We start from the raw sequence: 20091 nt of genomic DNA, 5'->3' as shown, positions 1-20091 counted from the left end.
GGGGGAAAAATGGCCAACTGGCATGATCCGGTCACCTGCCTTAAGGGGATTGGACAGAAAAAAGCAGAACAACTGGCGCGCTTAGATATTCACACCGTCAAGGATTTGCTATATCATTTTCCCTTCCGCTACCAGGATATTTCTGTTAAGCATGTTAGTGAACTTGAGGACGGGCAGATGGCTTCCCTCATGGGCTTAGTCATGAGCCCACCAGTGGTTCACTATTTCCGCTCAGGCAAGGGGAGCCGCTTAACTTTTACGATTAAGTTAGAGCAGGCCATGCTAAGGATCAATTTTTTCAATCAGCCTTACTTCAAAAAGCAAATTCATTTGGGGGAACCGGTTATTGTTTATGGTCGCTATGACGCGAGCCGCCAGCAATTAGCGGCGCAAAGATTGATTAAGATGGATGCTTCTGGCGAGGTGGATCAAACAGAAGGCGTTTATCGCACGACGCAGGGCCTGAGTCAAAAGGATTTTAAACGTTGGATGAAGCTGGCCTGGGAAAAATACCACTCCTGTATCGAAGAGGTTCTTCCACCTGCTTTAGTCGACTATTACCACTTACCAAGCCACCATGAAGCCCTCTATGCCATGCATTTCCCCAAAGACATCGAAGCGAGTCAGAAGGCCCGCTGGCAAATCAAATACCAGGAATTTTTCCTCTACCAGTGGCAACTTATCCAGCTTAAAAGGACACGTTACCAGCAGGTGGCTGGTTTAGCAGTTCCTTATCCCAATCATGCCTTACAGGCTTTTATTAAAACTTTGCCTTATGAATTGACGCCCGGGCAAAAAGAAGTTACGAATTTAATTTGCCGCGATCTGCGCGCCCCTTATCCTATGCGACGGCTTTTGCAAGGGGATGTGGGGAGTGGGAAAACGATAGTGGCTTTACTTGCTTGCTTAGCGGTGGCTTTAACGGGCCAGCAAAGTGTGTTCATGGCGCCTACAGAAATTTTGGCCGAGCAGCATTACCTAGAAGCCCAAGAGCGTTTGGGTCAGCAGCTATCCCTAGCGCTTTTAACGGGGGGCTTACCCGCTAAAAAAAGACGGGAACTTTTAAAAAAAATAGCAGCAGGTGAAATCGACCTCTTGCTAGGAACACATGCCTTATTGGAAGAGGATGTTCAGTTTAAGGCCCTGGCACTAGCGATTATTGATGAACAGCATCGTTTTGGGGTTAAGCAGCGGCAAGCTTTAGAAGAAAAAAATAAGGCAGCTAAGATTAATGTGCTGGCGATGAGTGCCACTCCGATTCCAAGAACCTTAGAATTGACACTCTATGGAGACATGGATATTGCCCGCCTGCGCGATATGCCGCGGGGTCGTAAGCCCATTATTACGGAATGGGTGCGACCGCTTCAAGAGGAGCAGGTGAACCAAAAGCTTGAGGCCGAATTAGCCCTTGGCCATCAAGCCTATATTATTTGCCCTTTGATTGAAAATTCAGAGACCGAGGCAGCTGAAAATGCGGAGGAAATTTACTTGGCCTACCAAAAACGCCTAGTCCCTCGCTATCGGGTGGGGCTTTTGCATGGGCAATTAAAAGCTGAGGAGAAAGAGGCAGTCATGGCTGCCTTTAAAGAGCGCCAAATTGATGTCTTAGTGGCCACCACCGTGATTGAAGTCGGTGTTGATGTGCCGAATGCGAATCTAATGATTATCTTAAGTGCAGAACGCTTTGGCCTGGCCCAACTTCATCAGCTACGTGGTCGAGTGGGGCGTGGGCAAACGCAAGCTTATTGCTTACTCGTCGCTGAACCGAGAACGGAAGTTGGCGAGGAACGCCTGCGGATTATGACCGAGTCAGCGGATGGTTTTTACCTCAGTGAGGCTGACTTAGCCTTGCGGGGGAGCGGTGACTTATTAGGAACGAAGCAAAGCGGCTTGCCCGAATTTCATGCCGCTGATCCCATTGCGGATCGAGATATTTTGCAAGCGGCCCATCGTGATGCTACTTATGTGGCTTGGCAATTTGCAGCTAAGCCAGAACGTTTTCCCCGCTTACAAGCTTTAGAAAAGCGAAGGAGGATTTATGACAAAAATAGCGATTGATGCCATGGGAGGCGACCATGCCCCAAAAGTTCCCGTACTTGGAGCTTATCAAGCGGCCCAGGCTTATCCCAAACATGAGTTTTTCTTATACGGCCAAGAAGAGCAGATGCGAAACATATTGCCAGGAGACAAGCCTAGTAATTTAACCTATGTTCATTGTGAAGATGTGATCACCAACGAGGATTCCCCCACTTTTGCCGTGCGCCGCAAGCGCCAAGCTTCGATGATGCAAGCTTTAAAGGCTGTTCGCCAAGGGCGGTGTGACGCTTGCATCTCAGCAGGAAATTCGGGAGCCTTGATGGTTGGGGGCCTCACCCAAGTCAAAACCCTGCGCGGGGTCGAACGGCCTGCCTTTCTGGTTCAAGTGCCCGCCTTACTAGCGATGGAGCGGCCTTTGGTGTTTTTGGACGCCGGTGCTAATGTGGACAGCAAGGTCAAGCATTTATGGCAAAATGCTGTGATTGGCGGGGCGTATACTGAGGCTGTTTTTAAGATTAAAAAACCTAGAATTGGCCTTCTGAATAATGGCCGGGAAGCGAAAAAAGGAAATCAATTAGCGCGTGAAGCTTATGAAGTTTTACAGGCTGATTCCCAATTAAACTTTATAGGTAATGTGGAGCCGCATGAATTATTTAAAAATCGCTGTGATGTTTTGGTAGCCGATGGTTTTCAAGCGAACATGGTGTTAAAGTCGATGGAGGGCACGGCCAGTACGATTATTCAATTACTGAAAAAAACAATTCAAGAAGGCAGTCTAGCCGGAAAACTGGGTGGTTTACTTTTAAAAGCAGACCTCAAAAAATTAGCCGGAGTTCTGGACGCTAATGAAGCCGGTGCTGGCTTAGTGTTCGGCCTCCGTGCGCCCGTTTTAAAATGCCATGGGGACGCTAACGAACAAGCCTTTAAGCAAGCTTGCCAGCAGGCCCTTCAATTATTATCGAGTGATTTGTATGGCCAGTTAGCGGATATTTTTAAAGCCCATCCGCTGCCCGAAAGCCTAGAGAAAGAGGAAGAATAAGTGGAAAAAACTTATGACATTGTCTTTCAAATTATTGTTGACCGCTTTGGTGTGGAAGCTGAAAAGGTGAATGAAAATTTATCCTTTTGCGAAGACTTAGGGGCAGATTCCCTAGATATTGTGGAAATGGTGATGGAAATTGAAGATACCTTCCAAATCCAAATCCCTGACCAAGAGGTTGAGAAAATAAAAACAGTGCAGGATATCGTCAAAGCGATCCAAGAAAAATAAAGAAAGAGAATACAATGGAATGTGTTCATCGTCGAGCACATTCCATTGTGGTTTCATGAAGGAGAAATTATGTGGACAGAGATTCAAAACTTATTCCAAGCGGAATTTGACATTAAACCTGAAAAGGAAGCTTACTACCAGGAAGCTTTTACCCACTCAAGTTTTGTTTACGAACAGCACGGTGGAAAAACGGAGCCAGACAATGAACGTATTGAATTTCTCGGGGATGCTGTGATTGATCTGATCGTTTCCGATTATTTGTATGAGCACTACACTGCCGAGCGTGAAGGGCAATTATCGCGCTTGCGGGCCGCGATTGTTTGTGAAGAGAGCCTGGCTTTGCGCTGTCAGGAGTGTGGTTTTCATCGTTTTGTTCGCTTAGGTTTTGGTGAAGAAAAAAATGGTGGCCGGACGCGTCCGGGGCTTTTATGTGATTTATTTGAAGCGGTTTGTGGTGCCCTTTACCTGGATTTGGGCTTAGTAGGGGTTCAGAAATTTCTAGAGCAAAGCCTCTTACCGCTCATAGCCCAAGGCGTTTTTCATGCTCACCCGGATCCCAAAACACATTTACAAGAAGTCTTACAGGAGCAATATGGCCCAGCTAAAATCACTTATGAAGTTTTGGAGCAAACCGGTCCTTCCCATTGCCGAAATTTTGTGATTGCTGTTTTCTTTAATGGCAAGCAATTAGGGGCCGGCCAGGGTCGCTCTAAAAAAATCGCCGAAAAGCATGCTGCCCAAGCGGCCCTCGCTAAATTAGAACCGGGCCTAGGAACCGAAGAATAAAATGTACCTAGAAGCTATATCAATTAAAGGTTTTAAAAGTTTTGCAGGGAAGACCGTTTTAAAACTGGCTGATGATTTTACAGCTATTGTAGGGCCTAATGGCAGTGGTAAATCGAATATTGCGGAGGCTATTCGCTGGGTTCTCGGCGAGCAATCCATCAAAAGCCTGCGTGGGGAGCGGATGGAAGACATTATTTTCCAAGGCACCGCCAGCCAAGCAGCGGCCCCTTATGCAGAAGTTCAATTAAAATTTAACAATGCTGATCGCAGTCTCCGCCTGGAGCAAGATGAGGTCACGATTTCACGCCGCTATACCCGGCAAGGAGATAGCCGTTATACGTTAAATGGGAAAACTTGCCGCCTCAAGGATATTACACAATTATTATGGGATACAGGTATTGGTCGCGATTCGTATTCCATGATCTCCCAGGGTCAAGTGGAACGTGTTTTAACCCAGCGCCCGGAACAACGCCGGCAGATTTTTGAGGAGATAGCTGGCGTCATGGTCTATAAAAATCGCAAAAAAGAAGCGGAATTAAAACTTCAGCAAGCTGAGGCTAACTTACTGCGTTTGGAGGATATTTTAAGCGAAGTGAGTCAGCAAGTTAAAACGCTGAAGGTGCAGCATGACGAGGCTTTACTTTACCAAGAATCCAAAAATGAACTCGAACGCTTAGATAAAGCCCTCACCACCGTGCAAATTGAGACCGCAAAGGAACAGTGGAAGCTAGTTCACAAGCAGGTTCGTGGCCAAGAAGAAGCCCTAACACATATTACCGCAGAGAGGCAAGCCCTGGATGAAGTACTTTCGACGGGTAAAAGGGACCTCAAAGCCATCAACGCTACCTTAGCTGACCAGCAAGAACGCTATTTAAGCATGAATCAAGCGCGACAGCATTTAGAAGGCGATTACCGCGTAGCTTCCGAGAAACGGCATCATATGCGTTTAGAGCAAAAGCAATTAGCAAAAGCAAAAGAGGCCTTGGAAGAAAAAGCAGCCCAAGTCCATAGCGCCCAACTTGAATGGCAAAAAAATTTGGAGCAATTGCTTGATAAGCTTGCTGAATTAAGCCAGCAGGAAAAAGAATTACAAGAAAAGCGCACACGTTTAAGCTCAAATCAAAGTCTTGATGTTGAAAGCTTGCGCGATCATTATATTGAAGAATTACAGCAATTAAGTCAAATAAAAAATGATCGTCAGGCTTGCCGACAAGAGCAAAAGCATTTAGAGGCAATCATAGCGCGTTATAGCCAGCAGCAGGATGATTTGCAGGCTAAATTGACAGCGGCCAAGAAAACCCTCCAAGATGATCAAGAGCAAATGAAGCATGATGAGGGCGAAATAAAAAACTTAAAAAGGCAACAAAAGCGTCTAGCAAGGCAATACGAGGCGGAGCAGCTTAAAGGGCGGCAAGTGGCTGAAAAAGAACAAGAGAAGCAAAAATTGCTTTTCCAGCAAGAGGCAGAACTTAAAAGTTTGAAAAAAGCTGAAGAGCAAGGCCAAGGCCTCTATTATGGGGTCAGGCAAATTCTTAAGGTCAAGGCACAATTTCCTGGCATTCATGGCCTCGTGGCGGACATTATATCCGTGCAGCCAGAACATGCTTTGGCAGTAGAAACCGCTCTGGGCTCTCGCCAGCAACACCTTGTGGTCGATTCGGACCGCTTAGCACAAAGCTTGATTACCTATTTGAAACGGGAAAAGGCTGGCCGGGCGACGTTTTTACCCTTGAATGTCATCAAAGGCCGCTCCCTGCCGCCAAATACTTTAAAGATGGCTGCCCAATGCCCTGGTTATCTTGGTGTTTTAGCAAATTTAGTGACCTATGAGCCCCTTTATGAAGACATCGTTAAATCCCTATTGAATACGACCCTTTTAGTTCAAGACTTAACGAGTGGCCGCGCTATTGCCCGGCAATTAGGGCACCGTCAGAAATTGGTCACCTTAGCTGGCGATGTTTTTAATCCGGGGGGCGCCATGACTGGTGGAGGGAAAAACCGTCATGATTCGGCGCTTCTCCAGCGGCAGCAAAATTTCCGCCAGTTAAAGCAGGCTTATGAGAAAACTTTAGGTAGGGCGCAGGAGCTGAAGGAAAAATGCTTGCAGCATGAGAAGCATTGTGAAGACCTTAAGCAGCAAGGGGAGAATGTTCAGGCTGCTCTCCTAAAGCATCAGCAAAGCTTGGAAAAAGGCCAGGAACACCTCGCGGCTCTCACGGAGAGGCTAGAGGACTTAGAACGCGAAAGTAAACTTCTTCAGTTAGACCAAAAAGAAGCTCAAGCCGATTGGCAAACGAAGCAAGATCAAGCATCCCTTTTGGCTAAAGAAGAAAATGGCCAAGTCAAAAAGGTTGAAGAGATCAAAGGGCAAATTGCTTCCTTTAATGAAGAAGCCAAAAAACATGCCCAAGTCTCCAAGGAAGTTGAAGAAGCTTACCAGGCCTGCCGGCAGGAATTAGCGATTTTAAGCGAACGCCGTGAACACAGCCAAGAGCAAAACGAGCAATTGACTAAAGAAAAAGCTGAAATTATGGCGTCTTTAAAAGAAAATAAGACGAAAGCAGAAACGAAAAGTCAGCAGTTGCATGAGCTGCAAGCGGAATTAGAAAATTTCCAACAGGAGCTGCAGGCCAAAACGAGTCAATTAAAAACTCTTGAAGAAAAGCAGACCCAGCTATTAGAAAAAGAAAATGCTCAAAACGAAACCTTGCAAGCCCAAGAGCGCAAGCGTGAGGAATTAGCTCATCAGGCCCAAGAAATTCGTGATCGCAAAAATCAATTGGCCCAGCAATTAACTCGTTATGAAGTGGTGATGGATAATTTACTGGCGTATTTAAATGAAACCTATGAGCTCACGTTTGAACGGGCCCAAGACAAGCATCCGCTAGAATTATCGGTGCCAGCTGCCCGCGATAAAATTAAACGTCTGAAAGGTCAATTGGAACGGGTGGGTGCCATTAATTTAGCCGCGATTGAGGAATACGAAACGTTAAAAGCACGCGAAGATTTCCTAGAAACTCAGAGGGCAGATGCCAAGACGGCTAAGGCGAATGTTTTAAAAACCATGGCCGATTTGGATCAGGAAGTGGCAGAACGTTTCACCCAAACCTTTAAACAAGTCCGAACCGCTTTTCAAGACGTTTTCCCTGCCTTATTTGGCGGTGGGGAAGCGGATCTTAAGTTAACGGATGAAGAGGAACCCCTCACGACCGGAGTGGCAATCATTGCCCGCCCACCGGGTAAGAAAAAACAATTACTGAGCCTTTTATCAGGCGGAGAAAAAGCTCTTACTGCCATCGCCTTGCTTTTTGCGATCCTCAAAGTAAAGCCCGTACCATTCGTGGTATTAGATGAGGTGGAGGCAGCTTTAGATGAAGCTAATGTATACCGCTATGGGGAATACTTAAAAAATTACCGGGACAAGGCACAATTTATTGTCATTACCCACCGTAAGGGCACGATGGTGGCTGCCAGTGTTTTATACGGGGTCACGATGCAAGAAGCCGGAGTTTCCACCATTGTTTCGGTGCATTTAGAGGACTTTGAGGCCTTGTTTACAGAAGAATAAAATTGCTAGACTATGCTAAAATGATAGTAAAGAGGAAAGGGGAATTGGCCATGTCTTTATTTGATCGTATTAAAAAAGCTTTTACGGGAGAAGACCCAGTTGTTAAAAAACAAAAAGAAGAGCAAGAAGAAAAAATTGTTCTAGAAAAATATGATAAGGGAATCGAAAAAACTCGGCGCACCTTTGCGGAACGCTTGAACGCCTTATTTGCTGGCTTTCGTGAAGTGGATGAAGATTTCTTTGAGGACCTCGAGGAAACCTTGATTGCAAGTGATGTCGGCTTTGATATGACTTTGGCGATTTCTGATGCTGTCCGCGAAGAGATCCAGCTAAATAATGCTAAAAGTGGTGAAGAAGTTAAGAACACGGTGCTGCAGACGATGGTTCAAATTTATGAAAAAAATGGCCGAGCTGACACGCACTTAGAAACCAACCCCAATGGACCGACCGTATTTTTGTTTGTGGGCGTGAATGGTGTCGGTAAAACGACGGCAATTGGGAAGCTTGCCTATCGCTTAAAGCAAGCCGGAAAGTCCGTGTTACTCGCTGCTGGGGACACTTTTAGAGCAGGTGCGGTGGAGCAATTAGAAGAGTGGGCCAAACGTGTGGACGTTCCTATTGTCATGGGGCGGGCCCAAGGCGATCCGGCTTCAGTTGTTTTTGATGCCGTTAAGAAAGCGAAGGAAGAGAATGTTGATTACTTGCTCGTGGACACCGCCGGTCGCTTGCAGAATAAGGCACACTTGATGAAGGAATTAGATAAGATGAATCGAGTGATTCAGCGAGAAATTCCTGCTGGCCCCCAAGAAACCTTTCTCGTTCTTGATGCGACCACTGGGCAAAACGCCCTGCTGCAAGCGAAGGAATTTGCACGAACGGTCGATATCTCTGGCATTATTTTGACCAAAATGGATGGGACCGGTAAAGGGGGCGTCATCTTTGCCATTCGCTATGAAATGGACGTTCCGGTTAAATTTATCACGGTGGGTGAGCAGCTCGATGATATTGAGGAATTTGATCCCGAACAATTTATCTACCAAATGGTCCGTGGTGTTTTAGAGGTTTCAAAGTAGGCCTAAGGTCACTGATTGACAAGGTCTGCCCACTCGGGTATCCTTAAACACTGTAAAGGCTTATACCTTGACACAAAGAGGAAAATATGGAATTAGTTAAAACCAACCGGATTAATCGCCTCTATGATTTCTATGGCGCCTTGCTAACGAAGAAGCAGCAACAGTATTTGGATGCTTATTACCGGCAGGATTTCTCTTTAGGGGAGATCGCCGAGCATTTTCAAGTGAGCCGGCAAGCCGTCTATGATAATTTGCAGCGTTCAGAGGAAGCTTTAATCCTCTATGAGGAAAAGTTACATCTTGTCGAACAATACCGAGCGCGCAGGCAGGCCTTAGCAGCCTTGGAGGCGTATATCCAAAAAGAATATGCCGACGAAGAGTTGGAGCAACGGCTCAGGCAATTGAAGCTATTAGACTAAATAATGGAGTGATTTCATGGCATTTGAAAATTTATCGGATCGCTTACAGCACGCTATTGAAGGTGTCAGTAAAAAAGGAAAGATTAAAGAAGCTGACCTCAAAGAGATGATGCGTGAAGTTCGCCTTGCCTTGTTGGAGGCGGATGTTAACTTCAAAGTGGTCAAAGACTTTGTTAAACGGGTGAATGAACGCGCCCTAAATAGTGATGTTCTTGCCTCCTTATCCCCTGCCCAGCAGATTTTAAAAATTGTCAATGAAGAGCTAACAGAGCTTTTAGGCGGCGAGCAAGTCGATGTTAAGTTAGGTGATAAAACGCCTAATATTATCATGATGGTCGGCTTGCAGGGGGCAGGGAAAACAACCACCGCTGGTAAGCTAGCCCATTTTCTGGAAAAAGAAGAAAAGCGCAAGCCCCTGTTAGTCGGGGCAGACGTTTACCGGCCTGCTGCCATCCAGCAGCTACAAACTATTGGGGAACAGCTTTCCTTGCCGGTTTTTGAGCTGGGTACCGAAGCTGATCCGGTGGACATTGCACAAAAATCCGTGCTCTATGCCGAAGAAAAAGGCTACGATACAATTTTTATTGATACGGCCGGCCGTCTACAGATTGATGAGCATCTGATGAATGAGCTTAAAAATATTAAGCAAGCCATCGATGTCGATGAAATTCTTTTGACGGTTGATGCCATGACGGGCCAGGAAGCTGCCAATGTTGCTAAGACTTTTAACGAAGCTCTTAACATTACTGGCGTTGTTCTTACTAAGCTGGATGGGGATTCTCGCGGTGGGGCGGCGCTCTCCATTGCTAGCATTACCCACAAGCCGATTAAATTTGCGGGCTTAGGGGAGAAATTAACTGATCTGGAAATTTTCTATCCTGATCGGATGGCTAATCGGATTCTTGGGATGGGGGATATGATGACCCTCATTGAAAAAGCCGAGAAGGAATTTGATGAGGCCGAAGCCATGGCGATGGCGGAAAAGATGCGGGAAAATACTTTTGATTTCAATGACTTCCTTAAGCAAATGGACTCGATGAATAAATTAGGTTCCATGGAGGATATCATCAAAATGATTCCCGGCTTAAATAAAATGCTAGATACCAGTAAGCTTAATATTGATCCGAAAGAACAAGTTAAAACCAAGGCCATTATTCAATCCATGACGGCTTATGAACGGGAAAACCCGGATGAAATTTCACAAAGTCGGCGGCGGCGAATTGCTAAAGGCTCAGCCACGCAGCTTGCGGAAGTTAATCGCTTGATTAAGCAGTTTAATCAGACGCGGAGTATGATGAGTGGGGTTTCCAAGGGGAATTTCTCTGGGCTAGATCGCCTCTTCGGTGGCTTTGGCGGGGGCGGTGGTGCCGCTAAAGGCCGTGATAAGCGCGATATCCTTGAAGCCAAGAAAATGCGTCGCCGCTTAAATAAAAAATTAGGACGGCGCCGGTAAAAAATTGAAGTGTAAAGGAAAACTCCTTTACAGGCCTACTTAAACATGCTATAGTATAAAACTGTAAACAAGATATTAATAGGAGGAACAATCAATGGCAGTTAAATTAAGAATGAAACGTATGGGTGCAAAACGTAATCCCTTTTACCGTATTGTCGCAGCAGACTCTCGCTCTCCACGTGATGGACGCATTATTGAGCAAGTAGGAACTTATAATCCCACTACAGAACCTGAAGAAGTGAAATTAGACGAAGAATTAATTATGAAATGGCTAGGCAATGGCGCTCAACCTTCCGATACCGTTCGTAATATTCTTTCGCGCGCCGGAATTATGAAAAAATTCCACGAAAGCAAACTTAAAAAATAAGAATAGAATAGGATGATTCCATGCCAGATATTGAAAAATTATTGTTAACCATTGTAGAGCCTCTGGTCGAACATCCTGAGGACATTGAGCTTAATACTGTCGATGGTGAGGAGTTTTTAGAATACCATCTTGGCCTACATGCCGATGATGTGGGCCGGGTGATTGGTCGGAATGGCCGTGTTGCCAATTCTATTCGAACGATTCTATATAGCGTTCGTATGGAAAATCGCCGTCGCATTCGGTTAATCATTAAACGTAACGATGAAGAATAATATGCAGTATACCTGCAGAAGTAACTAGGATCAGCTTGATCCTAGTTTTTTATCAGGGAGGTTAAGATGCCAGCCTATTATCAAGTGGGAACTATTGTCAATACTCAAGGCCTGAAAGGTGATGTTCGGGTGCTTTCGATTACCGATTTTAAGGAAAAACGTTATACTCCCGGAGAAAAACTTCTTATTTTAAGGGCAAATGCTTCCCCCCTCGAAGTTAAAATCACCAGCCACCGAACGCATAAGCAATTTGAAATTCTGCATTTTGCTGGCTATGACACCCTTGAGGCCGTCTTACCCTTTAAGGATGCAGAATTAGGGATCCCGGCCTCCCAACGTGAGGATGAGCTGGCGGCTGATACCTATTACTATGATGATATTATTGGCTTATCCGTTTATGATGAAGAAAAAAATCTTTTGGGAACGATTATTGAGATCGAAAATTATCCTGCCCACGATATTTGGGTGATGGAAAAATTAAATACAAAAGAACGTGTTTTACTCCCCGTGGTCACTGATGTTGTCAAAGAAATTCATTTAGAAGCTGGCCAAGTCGTGATTTATTTGCTGGAAGGGCTGATGCCATAATGGATATTGATATTCTGACGCTTTTTCCAGAAATGTTTACCGGTCCGATGGAGCATTCCATTGTGGGCAAGGCTCAGGAGCGCGGCTTAGTCCATATTGCCCCTTATAATTTTAGGCAGCATGCCATGAATAAGCATGGCCATGTGGATGATTATCCTTTTGGGGGTGGGGCAGGCATGCTCTTACAAGTCCCACCAATTCATCGGGCCCTACAAGCCCTAGATATAAAGCCAGCCGATCCTAAAACTCGGGTTATTTTAATGGATCCAGCCGGGGAAACTTTTTCGCAAGCAAAAGCTGTGGCATTAGCTCAAGCAGAGCATTTGGTGTTTATTTGTGGCCATTATGAAGGTTACGATGAGCGAATTCGCCATTATGTGACGGATGAGATATCGCTTGGTGATTATATCCTCACAGGTGGTGAATTAGGGGCGATGGTGGTGATTGATGCAACGGTGCGCTTGCTGGATGAGGCAGTTGGAAACAGGGAATCCTTGCAGAGTGAATCTTTTTCAGAGCGGCGTTTGGAATACCCTCAATATACACGCCCACGGGAGTATGAAGGGCAGTCCGTTCCGGAAGTCCTTTTAAGTGGTGACCATGCGCGTATTCAAAAATGGAAGGATAAGGAAGCCTTGCGGCGAACCTTCCTTAGACGTCCTGATTTACTGGTTGGGGAAACAATGACCGCCGAAGAAGAAGCGTGGTTAGAAGAATTTCAAAAAGCAGTAGATGAGGACTTGCCCTAGAACTCATTAATACTGCCCTTGGGACTTCTTTCAGGCTTAAGACAGATTTTTTCCAACAGCTTTTCTTTCCTTTTCTTGCCGCCTTTAATACTTTATAATGAAGGTAAAGGTGGTGAGGAACATGGCTCAGAAAAAATTATACCGTTCCCGTGATAACCGTATTTTCTTCGGTGTTTGCGGAGGCTTGGGCGAATACTTAAATATCGACGCTAATCTGCTAAGAATTATCTTCGTCGTGCTAGGCTTTGCTGGGATGTTTGGCATACTTGCCTATCTCATTTGTGCGGCGCTTTTGCCTGTGCGGCCAGAATAGCATCATATAAAAAAGTGCAACCACCACTAGCGGTTGCACTTTTTATATGGGCTTTTTAACTACTTAACGGCTTCGGCGATTGCTTTAAAGCTATCGACTTCAAGACTTGCTCCCCCGACGAGAACCCCGTTAATGTTAGCTTGGGAAAGAATTTCCTTGGCATTATCGGGCTTAACAGAGCCGCCGTAGAGAATGCTGGTGGCCTCAGCAATATCACTGCCAGCTAATTCATACATGGCTTCGCGGGCTACCTGGCAGATGGCTTCGGCTTCTTCTGCGGAAGCTGTTTTTCCCGTTCCAATCGCCCAGATAGGTTCATAAGCTAACACCACTTGGGTTAATTCGTGCTCAGAAAGGCCGGTGAGGGCAGCTTTAATCTGTTCCGTAATGAAATTTTCCGCTTGGCCAGCTTCACGCTGTTCCAAGGTTTCTCCTACGCAAAGGATGGGGATGAGTTGATTATCGAGAGCTTTTTTGACTTTGGCCTGGCAATTATCATCCGTTTCCTTATAGATTTGCCGGCGCTCAGAGTGACCCACCAGGACATATTGCACACCTAATGTTTTTAAGGCTTGCGGGCTGATTTCTCCCGTGAAGGCTCCACTATCTTCTTCCGCAGAATTTTGGGCTCCTACGGCAATAGCAGTATCCGCGAATTCTTCACAAGCTTTCCAGAGGAAGAGAGCAGGTGGAATAACGAGCAGAGTGGCCGGAAGATCGGCAGGGAATTTTTTTTTGGCTGCAGTGAAAAAAGCCTCTGCTTCCTGATGGTTTTTGTTCATTTTCCAATTTCCAGCGATAATTGTTTTTGGCATAATGCTGCCTCCCTTTCTATCAATCTTCTTTATTTTACCATGCTTTCTATGCTAGGGCTAATGAAAGCGTTAGACATCGGAAATACGCTTACATATGCAAGGGAAAGGAAGAAATAGTCACGCTAGGGCCTTTACAGGCACAGCCTTATTTGCTATGATAGAGCATGTGGCTTTGAGCCTAGCTCAATATTCCGCTGTTTTTAGGATATGAATATTGACTACTGTTATTTCATGAGAGGAGTTATCAACATGAGCCAATTAATTGATAAGATTACGGCTGAACAATTCCGCGATGATATTCCAGAGTTTCGCGCTGGGGATACCATTCGTGTTCATGCCAAAGTCGTTGAAGGCAGTCGTGAACGGATCCAGATTTTCGAGGGGGTCGTTGTTTCACGCCGTGGCCAAGGTTTAAGTGAATCTTATACTGTTCGTAAAATCTCTAGCGGTGTTGGTGTGGAACGTACTTTCCCACTCCACACGCCACGCGTTGCTAAAATTGAAGTCATGCGTCGTGGTCGTGTTCGTCGCGCTAAACTTTACTACTTGCGCAAACGTCACGGTAAAGCTGCTCGGATTAAAGAACGTCGTTAAAAGTCATACAATAAGCAGTCTTTTAGGGGCTGCTTTTTATTTTAATAGAAGCAAAAGCACAATATTGAATAAAAAGGGGTGAAATGATGGAAAATATGGCAGAAATTTTTGGCGATTTATCACGTTTCCATCGTTTAGAAGAAGATGAGCCAGGCTTATATGAAGAAGTGATGGAGACTCTAGAATCGGTTATTGACCCCGAATTAGGGATTGATATTGTCAATTTAGGTTTAATTTATGACCTTTTTTGGGACCGTGAAGGCCATTTACTGGTGAATATGACCTTAACCACGATGGGCTGCCCGCTCCAAGATATTATTCTTGATGAAGTGAATCGCGCTTTGGCTCCTTTAGAAGCGATCAAAGCCACGAATGTCCGTTTGGTATGGGTTCCCGCTTGGTCCACGAAACGCCTATCTCGTTATGCACGCATTGCCTTAGGGATTCGTTAGCCTTCTCATCTAAACGTGCTTACTTCAGCACGTTTATTTCTTCTTGCATTTACCGAACAAATGTTCTAGTATTAATGGTAAGAAGAGAGGAGCTTTTGGTATGTGGCCTAATAATCCTATTTTTGATTATGAACGAGAACCTAGTCGAGACATTCTATGCCTGGATTGTAAGTCATTTTATGCTTCTGTGGAAGCAGTTGACTTGGGCTTAAATCCACTGACTACTAAATTAGTTGTCATGTCTTACCCTTTTGGGCCTGGTAAAAAAAGAGGCTCGGGCCTCATCTTGGCAAGTTCTCCGGCTGCCAAAAAAGCTTATCATATTCCTAATGTTGCAAGGGCGCGGGACTTACCTTACCCTTACCCCAAGGACTTGCATATTGTGCCGCCCCGCATGCGCTATTACATGGAAAAAAACAGGGAAATCAATCGCATTTACCAAAGTTATGTGGATACAGAAAATCATTCGGTCTATAGCATCGATGAAAGTTTTCTAGATGTGACAGATTCCTTGCGCCTTTTTAAGGCGCGGACCGCTGATGAATTGGCCCAACGTATTCAAGCCGAAGTTTTAGAAAAAACAGGGATTTACATTACTGCTGGCATTGGGGATAATCCCTTACTAGCTAAATTAGCCTTGGACAATGCGGCCAAAAAAGCCCCTCATTTGCGAGCAGAGTGGCGGTATGAGGATATTCCTAACACGCTTTGGCAAATCCCTAGGCTAACGGACATGTGGGGGATAGGCCGCCGGACGGCTAGAAAGCTGCAGGGTTTAGGGATCAATACCCCTTATGACTTAGCCCATACCAATTATTTCTTGCTGAAGGATAAATTTGGCGTTAAAGGCGAACAAATGTACGCTAGCAGTCGCGGGATTGATCGTTCTTTCTTGGGGCAAAAATATCGAACACACGATCGCTCCCTGGGCCACCATCAAGTGCTTCCCTATGATTATAGTGATCCGGCTGAACTGCGCTTAGTTATTCGTGAAATGGCTGATCAGGTGGCAACTCGCTTGCGGCGGAAGCAGGTGACCGCGCAAAAGCTTTCCCTAAGTTTGGGCTATAGTCAAGGTTACCGTGATCAGCAAGGCCGGCGCTACTTATGCATAGAAACGCGCATTGAGCCTACGCAAGCAACAAAAATGCTTACGCAGGTACTATTGCAACTATTCCAAGACACTTACGACGGCCAGCTGGTTCGCCACTTGGGGGTTACTGCTAGCCAATTGACGCCCATGGTCGGTATGCAGATGAATTTATTGATCGAGCCTAAAATGCAACTACGCCAGCAGAAATTAGATACTGTTGTTGATGAAATTCGCCAGCGATATGGCTTTAAGAGTTTAATTCGCACGAGTTCCCTGCAAAAAGGCGGACGTGCGGTGGAACGTTCTCAATTGGTAGGGGGCCATGCCGGTGGCTTAGCAGGAATGGAGAATCAAGGTCATGGTAAAGCGTACAAAAAAAGAATTCAAAGACTATAATAGCTATCGCGACCAACCTTTTGGTTTAAAGTGGCGCACGGCCTATGCCATGGAGGAGTTACAGCAGAGTATTCGCCAAAATAATGCTCATGAGCATTACTCCCCTAAAGTTTATTTTCAAATGAGTCCTGATGAAATTAATCAAAAGCTAGCTAAGGCTTACCAGAAGGAGAAGCCCGTTGCTGTTCAGTTGAATCGTCGTGACTCCTGGGGGCGACTTAAACCGAGCATTGAAGGCTTTGTGTTAGGACAATTGGATCAGGAACGTTGCCTAATCGATCAGTATCCGGTTGACTATGACGATATTCGCCATGTTCAGGTCTTGGATATTGAAAAATGGTTTCAAGTTTAAAGCCGGCAACTAGGGTCTAACCGATATTGACCAATACTGACCAAAGTGCTATAATGGGCTTAACATGAAAATTAAAACATCATAAGGATGTGAAATTATGGCATTATTAAATATGACTAATGAACTGCAAAATACTTTAGGAGAAGCTCAGCAGCTTGCTATCGAACAAAAACACCAAATGATTGCTTTACCGCATATGCTGAGTGCCTTACTCCAGCCAGGAGAGTTTGCCGAACGATTTTTTAAAAATTTACAAGTTTCGGTCGCAGACTGGCGGCAAAAAGTTGATGAAGCTTTACAGAAATTGCCTGTCATTGAGGGCGATGGGATCACGCATGGCCAGCAAATGGCGCCTGCTTTGGCAGAAATTTTTCGCCACGCAGAGACTTTGGCCAAGGAAAATGGGGACGAGTATTTAGCGGTAGATACCTTCCTGTGGGCTTTAGTGCAGACGAAGAATGAACCCTTGCTCGCCCCGCTAAAAGAGCAGGTCAGTGCTCAAGAAATGGCCGACAAAATACAAGAATTAAGAGGAGGACAACCTGTGACTAGCCAAGAAGCAGAAGCAACCTATGAAGCTTTAGAAAAATATGGCCACGATCTCACTCAGCTGGCCCGTGAGGGAGGCTTAGATCCTATTATTGGCCGTAATGAAGAAATTCGTAATGTCATTCGTATTCTTTCGCGTAAGACGAAGAATAATCCTGTTTTACTGGGGGAACCAGGAGTCGGGAAAACGGCCATTATTGAAGGACTGGCCCAGCGCATTGTTCGCGGCGATGTGCCTAGCAATCTCAAGGATAAAAAACTCATTTCCCTTGATTTAGGGGCTCTCATTGCTGGGGCCAAATACCGTGGTGAATTTGAGGAGCGCTTTAAGGCTGTCTTAAATGAGGTCAAGCGTGCTGAAGGCAGTATCTTACTTTTTATCGATGAAATTCATAATATTGTCGGCGCAGGTAAATCCGAAGGGGCCATGGATGCCGGTAACTTACTAAAACCTATGTTAGCTCGGGGTGAGCTGCACTGTATTGGGGCTACGACACTTGACGAATATCGTGAATATATGGAGCAAGATAAGGCCTTAGAACGCCGTTTTCAACGTGTATTAGTGGTGGAACCCACTGTAGAAGAAACGATTAGTATTTTGCGTGGGCTCCGAGAAAGTTTTGAGAATCATCACCATGTTAAAATTCATGACCAAGCTTTAGTGGCTGCTGCAAAATTGTCTGATCGCTATGTGAATGACCGCTATTTACCGGATAAGGCGATTGATTTGGTGGATGAGGCCAGTGCTGAAATCCGGGTGGAAATGAATTCTGTACCGGTTGAAATTGATCGCAAGCGTCGTGAATTGCTGCAATTAGAAATTGAAGAAAAAGCGCTGAAAGAAGAAACTGATCCAATATCTAAGGAGCGTTTAGCGAACCTGCAGATGGAATTGGCTGACGTGCGTGAGGCTTTGAATGCTCTAATGCTAGAATGGGAAAACGAAAAATTAGAATTAAAGGATATTCAAGATAAACGCGAGGAATTGGATCGGGCTAAACGGAAGCTGGAAAAAGCGCAAAATGACTATGATTTAGAGCAGGCCGCTACCCTCCAGCATGGGGTTATTCCACAATTAGAGGCTGATTTAAAGCATTTAGAAGCTGCCTATGAACAAAAGGAAGATCAAGCCTCAGACCTTGTTCAAGAGGCCGTAACAGAGGAGCAAATTGCGCAAGTGATCTCGCGGCAAACAGGGATTCCCGTGCAAAAATTAGCGGAAAGCGACCGGCAAAAATTACTCAACCTCGCTGACCGTTTAGAAGAACGCGTCATAGGCCAAGATGAGGCTGTTGAGACGGTGACTGATGCTGTTTTACGATCCAGAGCCGGCATTCAAAATCCTAATCGTCCTTTAGGTTCTTTCTTATTCCTGGGTCCTACTGGCGTAGGGAAAACAGAATTGGCGAAAGCCTTGGCTGAACAGTTGTTTGACAGTGAGCACAATATCATTCGTATTGATATGAGTGAATATATGGAAAAAGCTAATGTTTCGCGGCTGGTAGGGGCTTCTCCAGGTTATATTGGCTATGAAGAGGGTGGCCAATTAACCGAAGCCGTCCGGCGGCAGCCTTACAGTGTCATTTTGCTTGACGAAATTGAGAAGGCTCATCCTGATGTTTTCAATCTTTTGCTGCAAATTTTAGACGATGGGCGTCTGACAGATGGTCAAGGTCGGACCATTGATTTTAAAAATACTTTAATCATTATGACCAGTAATATCGGTTCGGCCATTTTATTGGAAGCTCTCAATGAAGAAACAAAAGCCTTAGGTGAAAAGACACGCCAGGCCGTTGAGAAAGAATTACAAGCTTACTTCCGGCCCGAATTTTTAAATCGAATTGATAATACCATTCTCTTCCAGCCGCTAACACGCCAGGATATGGCTGGGATTTGTGATAAAGCCTTAAAATTATTGAATCGACGCTTAAGCCAGCAACAAATCGAACTCGTCTACGATGACGAAATTCTAACTTTTATTGCAAAAAAAGCCTATGAACCTCAATTTGGGGCTCGGCCATTAAATCGTTATATAATACGCCACATCGAAACGCCGCTAGCAAAAGAAATCCTAGCGGGTAAAATTGAAGCGGGTGATCGTGTTCAAATTATCTTGACTCAGGATCAAGGCTTTACTTTTGAAGTCCTTAAAGAACTATCAGCCTAGTTGAAAAAAGCCACAGCGTTAATTTGCTGTGGCTTTAAGTTTAAAGTAGTTGGGCAGCTGCCTCATCGAGGAGTAAGGTAGCATGAGGGTGTTCTTGTAGGATACTGGCTGGCGCTTCGCTTTGCACGGGACCTTGAATCACAGCTTGGATGGCTTTTGCTTTATGCTCACCAAAAGCTAATAGAATAATTTGTTGTGCTGACATAATAGCACCAATACTCATGCTATAAGCTTGTTTGGGAGGTTTTTCCTCTGCAGGGAAGAAACGTTGATTGGCTTGGATGGTGGAGGGCGTGAGTTCAACGAGACGAGTGCCTTGGGTTATTGCCGAGCCTGGTTCGTTAAAACCGATGTGCCCATTAACCCCAATGCCAAGCAATTGCAGGTCAATGGGGTGCTGGTTTAGAATGGTATTGTAGCGGGCAAGTTCTTCTGAAACGTTGTTTGCCATGCCATTGGGAATATAGCTTGCTTTAAAGTTTTTATATTTAAATAGATGTTCTTGCATAAAATAATGGTAGCTGCAAGGGTTCTCAGACGATAGTTGGTAATATTCATCGAGGTTAATACTCGTCGCTTGCGAGAAGTCTAGGGACGATTCACGTAGTAATTGGTAGAGTTCTTTTGGACTTGAACCGGTTGCTAAGCCAAAGACACTGTTTTTTTTCTCTTTAAGCTGCTTTTCAAATTGCGTGAAGGCATATTTTGAAGCTGCTAAACTGCTTGGAAAAATATGGTATTCCATGGATAAGCTCCTTTTAACTTAGTGATAATATTC

20 protein-coding genes are annotated in these 20091 nt (G+C 45.1%); 18 read left to right on the top strand and 2 right to left on the bottom strand.

Annotated elements, in window-relative coordinates; all coding sequences use genetic code 11:
• Positions 1-9: 9 nt before the first annotated feature.
• The 13 genes from recG to WF803_RS00650 all read left to right on the top strand — a co-directional run bounded on the left by recG (position 10) and on the right by WF803_RS00650 (position 12895).
• Positions 10-2058 carry an ATP-dependent DNA helicase RecG gene (gene recG, locus WF803_RS00710; RefSeq protein WP_489611227.1) on the top strand — a complete coding sequence of 683 codons (2049 nt, stop codon included), beginning with the start codon at positions 10-12 and terminating at the stop codon, positions 2056-2058.
• Positions 2039-3076 carry a phosphate acyltransferase PlsX gene (plsX, locus tag WF803_RS00705; protein WP_489611226.1) on the top strand — a complete coding sequence of 346 codons (1038 nt, stop codon included), beginning with the start codon at positions 2039-2041 and terminating at the stop codon, positions 3074-3076. Before recG ends, plsX begins: the two co-directional genes overlap by 20 nt.
• Positions 3077-3307: an acyl carrier protein gene (gene acpP, locus WF803_RS00700; RefSeq protein WP_489611225.1), complete on the top strand. Its 231-nt coding sequence runs from the start codon at positions 3077-3079 to the stop codon at positions 3305-3307.
• A 69-nt stretch (positions 3308-3376) separates the two neighbouring features.
• Entirely contained in the window at positions 3377-4093 is a 717-nt protein-coding gene (rnc, locus tag WF803_RS00695) for a ribonuclease III (RefSeq protein WP_489611224.1), read from the top strand.
• Between the two features lies 1 nt (position 4094).
• Entirely contained in the window at positions 4095-7661 is a 3567-nt protein-coding gene (gene smc, locus WF803_RS00690; RefSeq protein ID WP_489611223.1) for a chromosome segregation protein SMC, read from the top strand.
• Positions 7662-7711: 50 nt separating this feature from the next.
• Complete coding sequence (ftsY, locus tag WF803_RS00685) at positions 7712-8734, top strand: signal recognition particle-docking protein FtsY (RefSeq protein ID WP_489611222.1); 1023 nt, start codon at positions 7712-7714, stop codon at positions 8732-8734.
• 86 nt (positions 8735-8820) lie between these two features.
• Positions 8821-9153: a putative DNA-binding protein gene (locus tag WF803_RS00680; RefSeq protein WP_489611221.1), complete on the top strand. Its 333-nt coding sequence runs from the start codon at positions 8821-8823 to the stop codon at positions 9151-9153.
• Between the two features lie 16 nt (positions 9154-9169).
• A complete protein-coding gene (gene ffh, locus WF803_RS00675; RefSeq protein WP_489611220.1) occupies positions 9170-10606 on the top strand; it encodes a signal recognition particle protein in 1437 nt (478 codons plus the stop codon).
• 94 nt (positions 10607-10700) lie between these two features.
• On the top strand, positions 10701-10973 hold the full coding sequence (gene rpsP, locus WF803_RS00670) for a 30S ribosomal protein S16 (protein ID WP_489611219.1): 273 nt from the start codon (positions 10701-10703) through the stop codon (positions 10971-10973).
• A 20-nt stretch (positions 10974-10993) separates the two neighbouring features.
• Positions 10994-11245 carry a KH domain-containing protein gene (locus tag WF803_RS00665; protein ID WP_489611218.1) on the top strand — a complete coding sequence of 84 codons (252 nt, stop codon included), beginning with the start codon at positions 10994-10996 and terminating at the stop codon, positions 11243-11245.
• Positions 11246-11311: 66 nt separating this feature from the next.
• Positions 11312-11833, top strand: coding sequence for a ribosome maturation factor RimM (gene rimM / locus WF803_RS00660; RefSeq protein WP_489611217.1), 522 nt, complete (start codon positions 11312-11314; stop codon positions 11831-11833).
• On the top strand, positions 11833-12582 hold the full coding sequence (trmD, locus tag WF803_RS00655; protein ID WP_489611216.1) for a tRNA (guanosine(37)-N1)-methyltransferase TrmD: 750 nt from the start codon (positions 11833-11835) through the stop codon (positions 12580-12582). The genes rimM and trmD overlap by 1 nt, the downstream gene beginning before the upstream one ends.
• A 121-nt stretch (positions 12583-12703) precedes the next feature.
• Positions 12704-12895 (top strand): PspC domain-containing protein, encoded by a 192-nt coding sequence (locus WF803_RS00650; RefSeq protein ID WP_489611215.1) that lies wholly within the window; start codon positions 12704-12706, stop codon positions 12893-12895.
• A 59-nt stretch (positions 12896-12954) separates the two neighbouring features.
• Here the strand turns inward: WF803_RS00650 and tpiA are convergent, their stop codons facing one another.
• On the bottom strand, positions 12955-13710 hold the full coding sequence (tpiA, locus tag WF803_RS00645) for a triose-phosphate isomerase (RefSeq protein ID WP_489611214.1): 756 nt from the start codon (positions 13708-13710) through the stop codon (positions 12955-12957).
• 249 nt (positions 13711-13959) lie between these two features.
• Between tpiA and rplS the strand changes: the two genes are divergently transcribed.
• From rplS to WF803_RS00620, 5 genes are all read left to right on the top strand, one after another.
• Positions 13960-14304, top strand: coding sequence for a 50S ribosomal protein L19 (gene rplS / locus WF803_RS00640; protein WP_489611213.1), 345 nt, complete (start codon positions 13960-13962; stop codon positions 14302-14304).
• Positions 14305-14399: 95 nt separating this feature from the next.
• A complete protein-coding gene (locus WF803_RS00635; protein WP_489611929.1) occupies positions 14400-14756 on the top strand; it encodes a metal-sulfur cluster assembly factor in 357 nt (118 codons plus the stop codon).
• 100 nt (positions 14757-14856) lie between these two features.
• The gene (locus WF803_RS00630; protein ID WP_489611212.1) at positions 14857-16245 is read left to right on the top strand and encodes a Y-family DNA polymerase; all 1389 of its coding nucleotides are present in this window, start codon (positions 14857-14859) and stop codon (positions 16243-16245) included.
• Positions 16208-16597: a hypothetical protein gene (locus tag WF803_RS00625; protein ID WP_489611211.1), complete on the top strand. Its 390-nt coding sequence runs from the start codon at positions 16208-16210 to the stop codon at positions 16595-16597. The genes WF803_RS00630 and WF803_RS00625 overlap by 38 nt, the downstream gene beginning before the upstream one ends.
• Before the next feature lie 97 nt (positions 16598-16694).
• Positions 16695-19313 carry an ATP-dependent Clp protease ATP-binding subunit gene (locus tag WF803_RS00620; RefSeq protein WP_489611210.1) on the top strand — a complete coding sequence of 873 codons (2619 nt, stop codon included), beginning with the start codon at positions 16695-16697 and terminating at the stop codon, positions 19311-19313.
• A 40-nt stretch (positions 19314-19353) separates the two neighbouring features.
• On the opposite strand, the gene WF803_RS00615 is transcribed toward WF803_RS00620, so the two are convergent.
• On the bottom strand, positions 19354-20058 hold the full coding sequence (locus tag WF803_RS00615) for a glucosamine-6-phosphate deaminase (RefSeq protein WP_489611209.1): 705 nt from the start codon (positions 20056-20058) through the stop codon (positions 19354-19356).
• Positions 20059-20091 lie beyond the last annotated feature (33 nt).

The sequence above is a fragment of the Aerococcus sp. BD502 genome, assembly GCF_057919555.1.
This window is presented reverse-complemented; position numbering and strand designations above follow the sequence as displayed.

What these genes read in the sequence shown, in the direction of transcription:
- recG (WP_489611227.1), top strand. Translation starts at nt 10, where the DNA reads ATGGCCAACTGGCATGATCCGGTCACCTGCCTTAAGGGGATTGGACAG.
- plsX (WP_489611226.1), top strand. Translation starts at nt 2,039, where the DNA reads ATGACAAAAATAGCGATTGATGCCATGGGAGGCGACCATGCCCCAAAA.
- rnc (WP_489611224.1), top strand. Translation starts at nt 3,377, where the DNA reads ATGTGGACAGAGATTCAAAACTTATTCCAAGCGGAATTTGACATTAAA.
- smc (WP_489611223.1), top strand. Translation starts at nt 4,095, where the DNA reads ATGTACCTAGAAGCTATATCAATTAAAGGTTTTAAAAGTTTTGCAGGG.
- ftsY (WP_489611222.1), top strand. Translation starts at nt 7,712, where the DNA reads ATGTCTTTATTTGATCGTATTAAAAAAGCTTTTACGGGAGAAGACCCA.
- WF803_RS00680 (WP_489611221.1), top strand. Translation starts at nt 8,821, where the DNA reads ATGGAATTAGTTAAAACCAACCGGATTAATCGCCTCTATGATTTCTAT.
- ffh (WP_489611220.1), top strand. Translation starts at nt 9,170, where the DNA reads ATGGCATTTGAAAATTTATCGGATCGCTTACAGCACGCTATTGAAGGT.
- rpsP (WP_489611219.1), top strand. Translation starts at nt 10,701, where the DNA reads ATGGCAGTTAAATTAAGAATGAAACGTATGGGTGCAAAACGTAATCCC.
- WF803_RS00665 (WP_489611218.1), top strand. Translation starts at nt 10,994, where the DNA reads ATGCCAGATATTGAAAAATTATTGTTAACCATTGTAGAGCCTCTGGTC.
- rimM (WP_489611217.1), top strand. Translation starts at nt 11,312, where the DNA reads ATGCCAGCCTATTATCAAGTGGGAACTATTGTCAATACTCAAGGCCTG.
- trmD (WP_489611216.1), top strand. Translation starts at nt 11,833, where the DNA reads ATGGATATTGATATTCTGACGCTTTTTCCAGAAATGTTTACCGGTCCG.
- WF803_RS00650 (WP_489611215.1), top strand. Translation starts at nt 12,704, where the DNA reads ATGGCTCAGAAAAAATTATACCGTTCCCGTGATAACCGTATTTTCTTC.
- tpiA (WP_489611214.1), bottom strand. Translation starts at nt 13,710, where the DNA reads ATGCCAAAAACAATTATCGCTGGAAATTGGAAAATGAACAAAAACCAT.
- rplS (WP_489611213.1), top strand. Translation starts at nt 13,960, where the DNA reads ATGAGCCAATTAATTGATAAGATTACGGCTGAACAATTCCGCGATGAT.
- WF803_RS00635 (WP_489611929.1), top strand. Translation starts at nt 14,400, where the DNA reads ATGGCAGAAATTTTTGGCGATTTATCACGTTTCCATCGTTTAGAAGAA.
- WF803_RS00630 (WP_489611212.1), top strand. Translation starts at nt 14,857, where the DNA reads ATGTGGCCTAATAATCCTATTTTTGATTATGAACGAGAACCTAGTCGA.
- WF803_RS00625 (WP_489611211.1), top strand. Translation starts at nt 16,208, where the DNA reads ATGGTAAAGCGTACAAAAAAAGAATTCAAAGACTATAATAGCTATCGC.
- WF803_RS00620 (WP_489611210.1), top strand. Translation starts at nt 16,695, where the DNA reads ATGGCATTATTAAATATGACTAATGAACTGCAAAATACTTTAGGAGAA.
- WF803_RS00615 (WP_489611209.1), bottom strand. Translation starts at nt 20,058, where the DNA reads ATGGAATACCATATTTTTCCAAGCAGTTTAGCAGCTTCAAAATATGCC.